Origin of the sequence: Phytomonospora endophytica (assembly GCF_014202425.1) — a bacterium.
Taxonomy (GTDB): domain Bacteria; phylum Actinomycetota; class Actinomycetes; order Mycobacteriales; family Micromonosporaceae; genus Phytomonospora; species Phytomonospora endophytica.
Genome location: NZ_JACHGT010000008.1, coordinates 223,916 through 235,598, shown reverse-complemented (window position 1 = coordinate 235,598; position 11,683 = coordinate 223,916). Strand labels below are relative to the sequence as shown.

The window sequence follows — 11,683 nt, the reverse complement described above, 5'->3', positions numbered from 1 at the left end:
CCTGTTCAGGACCCGTGCCCTGCGGAATCAACCTTGACCGGCCCCGCCTGTTCTGCGGCTGTGCCAGAGTTGCCGCATGCAGGAACCTCTCGACTTCGGCTCCGACGCCGAGCCGCCCGCACCACCATCGGCACCGGTGTCCGATGACCCCGGGCTGAGAGAGGTCGCCTGGTGGCTGGAGGGGTTCACCGACATCGAGCAGCGGTTCGGCGACGCCCTCCGCCGGTCGATCGACGAGGTACTCGACGGGCAGCGCACCAGCCGATACGACATCAACCAGCTGGAGAAGACCGAGAAGACCTATCTCGGCACCAAGGTCGAGATCGTGGTGCGCGCCTTCCTGGAGCTGCCCAGGGGCGCCAGGATGGACTATCTGATCGCCGGACACGAGGTCGACGCGAAGTTCTCCCTGAGCCCGTTCGGATGGACCATCCCCCGCGAGGCGATGAACCACCTGTGCCTGCTCATGCATGCCGACGACGCACGGTCACGCTTCACGGTCGGGCTACTGCACATTACCGAGGATGTGCTCAACCAGGGCCGCAACCAGGACGGCAAACGTACCGTCTCCAAGGCCGGACGCGCTGCCATCCGATGGCTCGTGCCCGACGGTCGCCTCCCTATCAACGCCCTGCTCCACATGAAGCCGGTCGACCGAGAAAGGATCCTCGCCGCCGGGTTCGGGCAATCCGGCATCGACATGCTGTTCACCGTCGTCCAAGAACGCATCGTCGAGCGCGAGACCGTGGTCACCATCGCCGCGCAGACCGACTCGGCAAAGCGCGTCCGAGACGCCCGCCTCCACCTGCGCTTGGCAGGGATCGTAATCCTTGGCCATCAGGAAGACCATCCGCGCATCGCACGCGACCTCAACCTGCCCGTCCCCGCCAAAGGCGAATGGATATCCGCGCGACTCGTCCCCGCAGTCGGAGACAATCGCCCCGCCACCCGCATCCACGGAGAACAGTTGGTCATCGCTCATCCCGACGACCCCGCGCACCCCATTACCCGCAAGTACTGACCAAAACCGCGAAGGGACCCCACCGTGGCACCAGCCTGGCTTGCCGGCCTTCTCCTGTACAAGAAGGTCAAGACACCGGCACAGCGCCAACGCATGCTGGCGATCACCGGTCACCCCGCCGCCCCGAGCATCGCCGACATAGGCAGCGACACCAGTCTGGAAATCGCACACCGCGTCCTGCGTGAACTCGGCGTCACCCACGGCACCGACGGCCACATCGACGCGCCATCGGGGCAGAAGGCCGGATCCGACTTCGAAGCCGCGGTTAAGACCGATCTCCGACAGTCATTGAGCACCACCGCCTCCTACCGCACCTGGCAGATCGGCGCCGAGGACGTCAAACACTTCGAACAATACAAACACCTCGGCGGACTCGAGGAACTACTCGCGGACCAACCCACGCTGCGAGTCACACTCGGCACCGACTACCAGATCAAACCCGATGTCACCGTCGGCATCGAAGACGACCGGGGTCGCTACCTCCATGCCGTCGTCTCCTGCAAGTGGACCCTGCGCTCCGACCGTGCCCAAAACGTCCGGCACGAGTTCAAACCCCTCATCGCCTCACGACGGGGTCGTACTCCCCACCTGATCGCCGTCACCGCCGAACCTCTTCCCACCCGCCTGGCCTCCCTGGCCCGCGGCACAGGCGAGATCGACGCCGTCTACCACGTGGCATTCGAGGAGATGCACGCCGCCGTAGCCGCAAGCGAGCACCCGGAACAACAAGACGCCTGGAACGAGATCGTCGGCCAGGAAAGACTTCGCGACTACCGGCACCTCGCCGCCGACCTCACCCGCTGAGGTGATCCAACCCGGCGTCGAGAACACACATCGCTCATGCCGATTGCAGTTGTCAGATACGGTCGTCTGATCTACCCCTCGACAGACCGGCGTGGCAGCCGCGCTCTCACCGCCCGCTCCCGTGGCCTCACTGCGCCACAGGTCGGACCATCGACATCACCGACAGGCAAGCCGTTCCCGGTCTTGAACGCAGCCGCACGGCTGCTTCGTGTCCTCGGTTGTGCTGTCACGCGAAGCACGAGCAGAGCGATTTCCCGCTGTGCGTTTTGCGGGCAGGTTCCTTGTCTCCTGTCGGGCCGTCGACGACCTCGAACGCGAGGCTCTGGGTTCCAGAGTGCTGGTGAACGTGGCCGACTACACCGCAGCCCTGCGACACGCAAGTATGCCGGGTGCACAGAGGCCACGGTGAAGATCTGAAAGCCATCCCTCCGCTGCTCGATCAGCGCGCCCTTGAAAGGGGAGACCTGCTCGAATTGGGGGACGTCACGGCCGGTAAGGGTGTGATCTTCAAACGCTGCGGATGCCGAAGCGCCGCGCCCGGGAAGCGACTGAAAAGGAAGTGCCCAAGACCTAGTGGGCATGGAATCTGGTACTTCCACTGTCCGGTCGTCGCGGCACTCATGGTCTTCCGTGAGGAGAGGACCCCGCGATGCCTGGTAGCCGGCGACATCGCGGCACCGCGCGTGCTGGTCGGCAACCGCACGGGTGATCATCCGGTGGTAGTTTTACGCGGCCGGGAGCCCACCCGGCCCACACCCCACGGGACAACACACATATGAATAGACGCCTTTTGGCGGGTGCCCTCGCCTGCGCGCTCACCGCCACCGGTGCCGTCCTGGCCGCCCAGCCCGCCGTCGCCGATGCCCCCGCGACCACCACCGCCCTGACCGGCACCACGTTCATGGACCTCGTCGTCGACGAGGCCCGCGAACGGATCTACATCTCCATGCAGGGCCCGGATTCGGTGATCGTCGCCGACTTCGAAGGCACCGTTCTGGAGACCCTCACGGGCTTCACCCGCCCACAGGACCTGTCGATCAGCGCCGACGGCGACACGGTCTACGTCGCCGAGCACGATCAGCCGTCGCTGGCGGTGATCGACACCGAGAGCCTTGCCACGACCCGCCTCGACCTGCCCGCCGAGCACTGCGTCCACACGACCGCCGAAGCCGGCGGGAAGCTCTGGTACACCTACCTCGGCTGCACCTCGGTGGTCGGCGGCCTGGCCTCCTACGACCCTGTCACCGGCGAGTTCGCCGCGGGCGAGGAGGGTTTCGCCCCCGGTGAGCTGCGTGTCCTGCCCGAGCGCCCCGACCGCCTCTTCGCCATGGAGGGGACGCTCGACCCCGGCGTCATGCGCGTCTACGACGTCTCCGCCGGATCCCTGAACGAGGTCGTCACCGGGAATCCATGGCCGTACACCGGCTGCGTGGACGCGGCCTTGTTCGCCGGCGGCGACAAGGTCGCGATGGCATGCGACGACCAGGGCGTCCCGGTCCACAACACCGCCGACCTGACCTACGGCGCGGCTTTCTCGTCCCCCACCAAGGCCCGCGCTGTCGCCGTCAGCCCTGACGGCCGCTTCCTCGCCGTCGGCGGTCACGAGCAGAACGTCGGCTTCACGATCTCGATCAAGGACACCGCTTCCCGGGCAGAGATCCGATTCACGCAATTCGGCGCGACGGCCCTGCGCGCGAAGTCGCTCGCGCTCACCGGCGACCGAAGGCTGGTCGCCGTGATGGAACGCGGCGGCGCCAAGAGCCTGTACATCCTCCGCGACGCCACCGTCGCCGCCACGTCGCTCAGCATCGAGGCGTTCCTCACGAAGCCGTCGGACGATGTCAGCGTCCACGGTTGGATCCGCCGCGGCCCGGGTGCCGGAACCGTTCTCACCGTGACTCGCACCGACAAGTCCGGCTCGCACGAGCTGCCGCCCGTCACCGTCAACAACAGCGGGTTCTACTCGTTCATCGACGAACCGGATGTCAACGGCATCGTCACCTACCGGGCCGACTTCGCGGGTGACGCCGACCACGAATCCGCGTACGCCACCGACAGCATCGTCGTCGGCGGCCCGGTCGAGGACGTCGACGGCAACGACTACAACGACACGGTCGTCGGAGCTCCCGGCGAGGACATCGGCGACGACGCCGACACCGGCCAGATCCACCTGCTCTACGGCGCGGGCGGCAGCGTCACCGCCGCGCGCAACACCGTGATCCACCAGGACACCACCGGCGTCCCCGGCTCGAACGAGGACGGCGACCGCTTCGGCCACGCCAACGCCCAAGGCGACTTCAACGGCGACGGGTACGGCGACATCGCCGTCGCCGCGCCCGGCGAGAACATCGGGACCACGTCGGACGTCGGCGAGGTCTTCGTGTTCTACGGATCGCCGACCGGGCTCAAAACGAACGGGGCCAAAGGCATCTACCCCGCCAACCCCAAGGCGAACTCGCTTTTCGGAACCGCGCTGTCCGTGGGCGACTTCAACGCCGACGGCCACGACGAACTCGCCGTCGGAGCCCCTGGCGCCGGGACCGTGTACATCTACACCGGCTCAGGCACCGGTCTGGCAGGCTCGCCCTCCCAGACGCTGACAGGTGGGACGAAGGGCGACCGCTTCGGATTCTCACTCGACACCGGCGACATCAACGCCGACACCCGCGCCGACCTCGCCGTCGGCGCACCCGGGAACGGATCGGTCACCGTATACCGGGGAGCACCGACGACCGGCCTGACGTTCCCCCAGCGCTTCAACTGGGGAACCGGCGCTTTCGACGAGGCGAAAGGCGATCTCCCCGACATGTTCGGCTACGCCGTGGCGCTCGCCGACTTCAACGGCGACAGTTACGACGACCTCGCCATCGGCTCGCCAGGTGAGGCCGTGACCGGCACCGATGGCAAGCGCAAGGCCGACGCCGGGGTCGTCACCATGTTCTACAGCGATGGCACCAACATCGGCTCGCCTGAGTTCGAACAGTCACAGAAGTCCCCCGGCATCCCCGGCAGCCCCGGAGCCGACGACCGCTGGGGCGCCACCATCGCCGCGGGCGACAGCAACAACGACGGTCTCGACGAACTCGCCGTCTACGGTGCAGGCGAAGACTTCATCACCGTCATCCCCGGCCACAACGTCGTCAATCCTGGAACCGGCGCGACGGCCTGGAGCCAGTCCTCGCCCGGTGTTCCCGGCGGCTCCGAGGCGGGCGACCGCTGGGGCGCGAGCCTCCGCTTCACCGACACCGACGGCTACGGCCACATGGCGCTCATCGTCGGCGCACCCGGCGAGAACACCGGCGCCGGAGCCATCACCGTCCTGTACGGCAGCGTTTCGGGTCTCACCGCCCACGACGCGTACTTCATCTCGCAGGACACCTATGGCGTCCCAGGCGCCGAAGAGAAGAACGACGGCTTCGGCTCCTTCTTCTAACCCGCTCTTCCTCAAGATCCCCGGCCCGATCAGTGATCGGGCCGGGGATCTTGCCGCACCGCTCACCGCCGACACCACCGGGACAGCCTCGATCGACCAGGTCGTCCGTCCGATATGGAGCAGCACCGCTCGGCCCGCTGTGGTTTCCTGTTAACCCACATGACCAACTGCGTGTCGCCCGGCACGCTATTTCTCTGAGGTGCCCACTTCATGCCCACACCCCCACGCGGTCCACGCATGGCCGCGTTCACTTTCGGTGCCGCTCTGGCGGCGACCGCCCTCGTCGTCATTCCCGCCACCGCGGCACAGGCCGACGCCTGTGTCGGCGGTGTCGACAGCGACTACAACGGCGACGGCGTCCGCGACATCGCCATCGGCGATTTCCTCGGCCACGACGGCTGGGACGAGGCCGGCTGGGTTCGCCTCCAGTACGGCGGTGGCAACGACACCTACTGGTACCAGTTCTCCCAGGACAGCGATGGCGTCTCCGACTCCTCGGAGTACCAGGACCGCTTTGGCCTGAGCCTCGCCTCGGCCGACTTCAACGCCGATGGCTGCAGTGATCTGGTCGTCGGTGCCCCCTTCGAGGACGTCGGCGGCAAGACCGATGCCGGTCGCATCACCGTCCTCTACGGCAGCCCGACCGGTCTGACCGGCAAGGGCACCGCGTACACCCAGGACTCGGCCGGCTGGCCGGGTGGAGTCGAGGCCGGCGACTACTTCGGCTACGCCGTCGCCGCAGGAAACCTCGCCAACGGCGAGCCGTACCTGTACGTCGGCGCTCCGGGCGAGAAGTTCAAGTCCGCCTGGGGAGAAGGCGTCGTGTACTACCGGCGCGGCTCGTACCCGATCACCACGTTCAACCAGGACTCACCTGGTGTGGCAGGTTCGGCCGAGGCCGACGACCGCTTCGGTACCTACATCGCCGCCACGGACACCCACGTCGTGGTCACCGCGCCGACCGAGACCATCGGCGGCGACGCCGACGCGGGCTCGATCAGCATCTTCAGCCAGGCCATGAGCTCCGGTCGGCCGAAGCCGATCACCGGGCTCGACCAGGACAGCTCGAAGGTCTCCGGCAGCGCGGAGAAGGGCGACGAGTTCGGTGGATCGCTCGCCGCGATCCCGTACCGCCCGTCTGGTGCCACCGCGACGGGGACGCTCGTGGCGGTCGGTGTGCCGTTCGAAGATGTCAACGCCAACACCCGCAAGAACGCCGGAATGATCCACACCCTGTTCATCTCGGCGAGCGGAGGCGTCAGTCAGGTCGCCGAGTACAACCAGGACGTGTCGGGCGTGACCGGCACCGCCGAGAGCAATGACACCTTCGGTTTCGAGGTGCGCCTGGCCAACCTCGGTGACCCGGCGTTCGCGACCCCGGCGACCGCCATGCTCGCGACGACCGTCGCGCGGGAGGCCAACCCCGACGGCAGTGTCGGCGCGATCCAGACATTCCGCTTCGACACCAGCGTCGGCGGCGGTGACGGCTGGGTCGTCAACGGCGCCTACGGGCTGCCGCAGGACGCCTTCGAGAACCCGCCCTGCGTCGGGGTCTCGGCCTCACGGCTCTACGCGGGCTTCCCGAACATGACGCTGCTGTACGGAATCCCGTGGAGCAACATCCGCGACGGCGCCACCGACCAGCTCACCTACGACGAGCCCGGCCACGCCGGCTATGACGGTGGCTGCGCCGCGTTCCTCTGATCCGAACAGAAGGAGCAGCCCTCGATCAGCAGTCAAGGTCGAGGGCTGCTCTTTGCCGCTTCCGGCACTCAGGCGAAACCGGGCCGAGCCACGGTGATGCGCTGCGGCAACCTGTGGCCGCACCCATGAGTGATCACGACAGTTCCATGAAGAAGGAGCCGTCTCCAGAGGTCCGGAAAGGCGACCCATCGTTCGGGGTGCTCTGCTGCGCGGAGGTGCGGTGGGCTTCATCCCCAGACGCTCACCGCCTAAAGGACAACGGCAGGGGCGGCCTGACGGACGGTGCCTGGTTGCGGGCAACAACGCCACCGACTCGATCCCGGTTGACGCGACACTGAAGCAAAAGACCAGGTCAGGGACTGTTCGTGCCTGACCTGCGCCCCACATCTGGCGGTGGGCCCCAGGGACTCGAACCCTGAACCTACGGATTAAAAGTCGAAGGAATCCGCCGCCTTTGATATCAATGTCGATCGGGTTGGGTTATTTGTTCCGAACGTCGATGCAGCCCGCCCCGTCCCGTGTCGGTTGATAGTCATCTATACCACGGCCCTCCAATTGACCGGGAGCAGTTAAGGAGCAGCTGTGGCCAACGAGGGACTGGTCGCGGTGCTCCTGGCCCTCGCTGAGCATCGTCTGTCCAGCAGCGGAAAGACGCCATCTCCTCCCAAAGAAGACTGCAACCGCAGGCACTGCCCATCCAGCACTGTGCAGACTCTGACTCAGTGAGTGCTCATCTGTGAAATCTGTCTCCCACTCACCTGCCAGCAAACACTGCATAATAAGAGCATGGGGATCGCATTACCGGAACCAAAGGGCCACCAAAGGGACGTTGTCAGCTTGAAGGCCGAAGGACACTGCGTCGTCCTTGGTACCGCTGGCAGCGGTAAGACAACCATGGCGGTCCATCGTGCCCACTATCTCGCCAAGGCACCGGAAATAGGTGGCCAGACGCTACTAGTCACCTTCAACAAGGCACTGATCACCTATCTCAGAGGTATCAGCGTCGTGTCACCCAGCCTGCGGATCGAGACGTATCACAGGTTCGCTCGCGGCTACTTGAACAACCGCCAACCACCAGTACGGATTTACAAGGACAAGGAACAGGCAGTCCAACGCTCACTGGACGCGCTCCGTGCCAACGGTTCCCGACGAGCGGTACTCGACCGTCCGATCGAGTTTTTCATGGACGAGCTGCACTGGATGGTCGGGCACGGCGTCACCGATCGTGGCTCCTATGTGGAGGACGTCACACCTCGCATCGGCCGCGGCCAGCCTCTTCAGCAGTCCGACCGAGAAATCGTGTTCGAGATTTACCGAGACTACTTGCGCCAGCGGGCCGAAGCGGGATATCGATACGATTGGGACGATATAGCCTCGATCGTCCTGCGAAGCCTTAAAGAGGATTCCACGAACCGACGCTACCGCCACATCGTCGTAGACGAAGGACAGGACTTTACCCCGGAGATGATCCGAAGCCTCGCTGCGGCCATCCCTGAGAACGGCTCGCTCACCTTCTTCGGCGACTACGCCCAGCAGATCTACGGGAGCCGCATGTCTTGGCGTTCCCTCAGACTGACGGTGCGAGAAATCGCGAGGTTTGCACACAACTACCGCAACAGCCGCCAGGTCGCGCACTTGGCGCAAGCTATGTCAGCGATGCCCCATTTTCGCGATGGGGTGGACCTGGTCGAACCGACAGGGTTCGACGCCGATGGCCCTAAACCGACCGTCGTCAAGGTTGCCGACCACGATCGGCAGTTGGGTGAGGCAGCGAGACAGGCGCGCGCGCTCGGGAGTGACAGGCAGGTAGCGGTCCTAACTCGGACTCGGGACCACGAAGCGCGGCTCCGATCACTGCTTCTGAGCGAAGGCGTGTCGCCGTGGCGTCTGCATCGCGACCTGTCGAGATGGCCGCAGGGCCCTGGAGTGTTCTACGGGACCTACTCGTCGGCTAAGGGGCTCGAGTTCGACTCTGTCATTCTTCCGCTCTGCGACCGCGCGACGTTGCCGAAGCCCAGCGAGGTACTGGCCCATGGGCAAGCCGAGGCCGCTGCACGCGAGTCACGACAACTCTATGTCGCGGTGACACGGGCCAGAACCGAGCTGGTCTTGCTGCACTCAAGCAAGCTCACGACCCTGTTGCCAGACGAAATGTCGGACCTATATGTTCGAGTGGACCGGTGAACGACATCCTCGCCGCTGCTCGCTCCCGCGGGATCACGCGCCTGTGCCACTTCACCAAGTCAGTCAATCTGTCGCACATCCTTGACGTCCGCGAGATCCGCCCTGTGACTCAACTGCAGGAAGGGCAGAACGCGTTCCGGCCCGCAGACACACAACGTCTCGACGCAGCACCCGAGTACACGTTCCTCAGTGTGGAGTACCCCAACGCTTGGTATTTGGCGAACGCAGCCAGCCGTGACGACAACTTCAGGGACTGGGTAGTGCTCACCTTCGGCATCGAACTGCTCTCCACCCCAGGCGCCCGGTTCTGTCCGTACAACGCCGCGTCGGACGGGAGCGCCGGCGCGAAACATGGCTTGGCTGGCTTCAACGCCATGTTCACACCCAGGGTAATGCGGAAGGTGTTGCGCAGCCGCGGACAAGACCATCCAGCATGGTGGCCAACTGACGACCAGGCCGAGGTCCAGATCCCTGGCGTGATCCCACTGTCAGCGATACGCACAGTGATCGTCTCCAGCGGCTCTCAGGCCAGGCAGGAGTTCACCCGACTCGATCAGTTCGGCTTGGCGCGCTCACTGCCGCCGCTGGTCGTCGCGCCTATGCTGTTCAAGAAGCACGACCTAAGCTCCGCGGTACGCGCAGGCCGACGACCACCCGAGACCCCGTTCGATCCGTTGACTGACATTGGCAGAGTGGACCGGTGAACGCTGAGCAACACCCATGGACCGATCGAGCCTCCGGCACTTTCGTTGGGGCTGCAGTTGGTGATGCCCTGGGATGGCCGTTTGAACGCCGAGATCGGAGCAGGCCTCTTCCTCCGGCAAGTCGGACGCCAGGCCGGTTCTTCGGTTGGGAGCGCAGGGTTGGCAGCCGGTTCAGGCCGGTCATCGAGGCGATAGGTCCGGGTGAATACAGCGACGACACGCAGATGTTGATCGCAGTTGCTCGAGCCAGGCTGGTTGCGGGCACGGAGTGGGCCGCCTGGCTTCGGCGCATCGAATGGCCGTTCCTCCTAGAGTACGAGAGGGGTGCAGGCGCGAGCGTCAAACGTGCCTGCCATGCCTGGGGAAAAAACGACGCGGCGTGGGGCAAGCGGGCCGACGACCAGGAGAAGTATTTCGCCGCCGGAGCTAATGGTGCGGCAATGCGCATCGCACCGCATGCCATCGTTCATCATCAGGGGTCGTTCAGTGAACTCGCGGTCGATGTGGTCCGGGATGCAGCGACCACACATGGACACCCGCGAGCGCTGCTCGGCGCCCTCGTACATGCATACGCCTTGTGGATCAGCATGCGCCAACCTGCGCCTTTGCCGTACGGCTGGCTCATCAAGACCACGCTCGAAGGCCTTGTCGACTGGCGCGAGCCTGTATGGCGGGAGTTCGACGGGAACTGGCTCGACGCGGCGGCGAAGGCGTACCCAGAAGGCTATGAGCAGGTCTGGGATGCCACAGTACGGGAGGTCGAAGACCTGCTGACCAAAGCGCAAATCTCTTTGGATAGCGGTGCACTCAGCTCACCGTCCGGCTTCCTCGAGGCCCATGGCCTGACCCGACGGGCAACTAACGGTTCGGGAACACTGTGCGCGGTGGGTGCGATCTACCTGGCGGCGAGATCTGCCTCCAGCCCAGATCGCGGGATCAGCGTTCCAGCGCGCCTAGATGGAGCTGACACCGACACCCTGGCATCCATGACTGGAAGTCTTCTGGGGGCCGGACTGGGCCGGGAGTGGCTGGGTTCCATGGGACGAAATGTGCAGGACGAGGCCTTGCTGATCGATCTGGCCGAGCGGCTCCTCCGTCCATCATCGGCAGCACCAAGGATTCCATCACGTGCCGAAGCGGCCGCTGCCCGCGAGCGCTTCCGCAAAGAACTCGACACAGGTGATGACTCAGCCCCCGTTCTCCTGCCAGACGGGCGATCGTCTCGCATCGAGAGTCGTGCGGGTCTGGCCGGTGGTGGCTGGACGGCCCGACGCACCCGTCTCCTCACGGGAGATGGTCAGAGCCTCTATGTGATGGATCAGGTCCAGCAGTCTGTGGTGGGCCTGGACGAACCCGTTCTCCCCCGGACGGACGGCAGCCGGGTGACCTCTTCGACTGAAACGATCACATCTTCTTTCCTTGAGAGCGTCGATCTGCCAGTGGTCAACCTGGAACGGGTGCGGCAAGCTCTGGAAACACTCGGGATTGCGCCGGCAAGGGCAGGAGATGACTGGTTCAGCTACGAGAAGCTCCGTATCAGGCAGACATCGGCGAGGGAAGCCAATCTCGATGTTCCAGCCGCGCGGGTTCGGCTCGTCCTCGCCGACCTAGCAACCGCAAGGGCGCAACTGCACGAGATGGGCTTCGACGGTGGTCCCCGTGCAGACGGTGGGTTCTGGGCCTCTGTAGACCCATTTCTCGTCGTCGTAGTCACTGGTGCCGGCTTCTCCGGACCGTGAAATGCGCCAACACCGTCAGGTGGCTGGCAACACAGCCACAACAGAATCGGACTTCCTCCGCGGATATGCATGAGGCGCATCTACCCAGGCGGGC

At 65.1% G+C, this 11,683-nt stretch carries 7 protein-coding genes; all 7 read left to right on the top strand.

Annotated elements, in window-relative coordinates; all coding sequences use genetic code 11:
* The first annotated feature begins 76 nt into the window (after positions 1-76).
* The 7 genes from HNR73_RS19820 to HNR73_RS19790 all read left to right on the top strand — a co-directional run bounded on the left by HNR73_RS19820 (position 77) and on the right by HNR73_RS19790 (position 11,589).
* Positions 77-1,021: a NaeI family type II restriction endonuclease gene (locus HNR73_RS19820; RefSeq protein WP_184789016.1), complete on the top strand. Its 945-nt coding sequence runs from the start codon at positions 77-79 to the stop codon at positions 1,019-1,021.
* 24 nt (positions 1,022-1,045) lie between these two features.
* Positions 1,046-1,825 carry an NgoMIV family type II restriction endonuclease gene (locus HNR73_RS19815; protein ID WP_184789015.1) on the top strand — a complete coding sequence of 260 codons (780 nt, stop codon included), beginning with the start codon at positions 1,046-1,048 and terminating at the stop codon, positions 1,823-1,825.
* A 775-nt stretch (positions 1,826-2,600) separates the two neighbouring features.
* The gene (locus tag HNR73_RS19810; RefSeq protein WP_184789014.1) at positions 2,601-5,258 is read left to right on the top strand and encodes an FG-GAP-like repeat-containing protein; all 2,658 of its coding nucleotides are present in this window, start codon (positions 2,601-2,603) and stop codon (positions 5,256-5,258) included.
* Positions 5,259-5,468: 210 nt separating this feature from the next.
* The gene (locus HNR73_RS19805; RefSeq protein WP_184789013.1) at positions 5,469-6,962 is read left to right on the top strand and encodes an FG-GAP repeat protein; all 1,494 of its coding nucleotides are present in this window, start codon (positions 5,469-5,471) and stop codon (positions 6,960-6,962) included.
* Positions 6,963-7,748: 786 nt separating this feature from the next.
* Positions 7,749-9,146 (top strand): UvrD-helicase domain-containing protein, encoded by a 1,398-nt coding sequence (locus HNR73_RS19800; protein WP_184789012.1) that lies wholly within the window; start codon positions 7,749-7,751, stop codon positions 9,144-9,146.
* A complete protein-coding gene (locus tag HNR73_RS19795) occupies positions 9,143-9,850 on the top strand; it encodes a DarT ssDNA thymidine ADP-ribosyltransferase family protein (RefSeq protein ID WP_184789011.1) in 708 nt (235 codons plus the stop codon). The genes HNR73_RS19800 and HNR73_RS19795 overlap by 4 nt, the downstream gene beginning before the upstream one ends.
* Positions 9,847-11,589 (top strand): ADP-ribosylglycohydrolase family protein, encoded by a 1,743-nt coding sequence (locus HNR73_RS19790; RefSeq protein ID WP_184789010.1) that lies wholly within the window; start codon positions 9,847-9,849, stop codon positions 11,587-11,589. The genes HNR73_RS19795 and HNR73_RS19790 overlap by 4 nt, the downstream gene beginning before the upstream one ends.
* Positions 11,590-11,683: the final 94 nt, after the last annotated feature.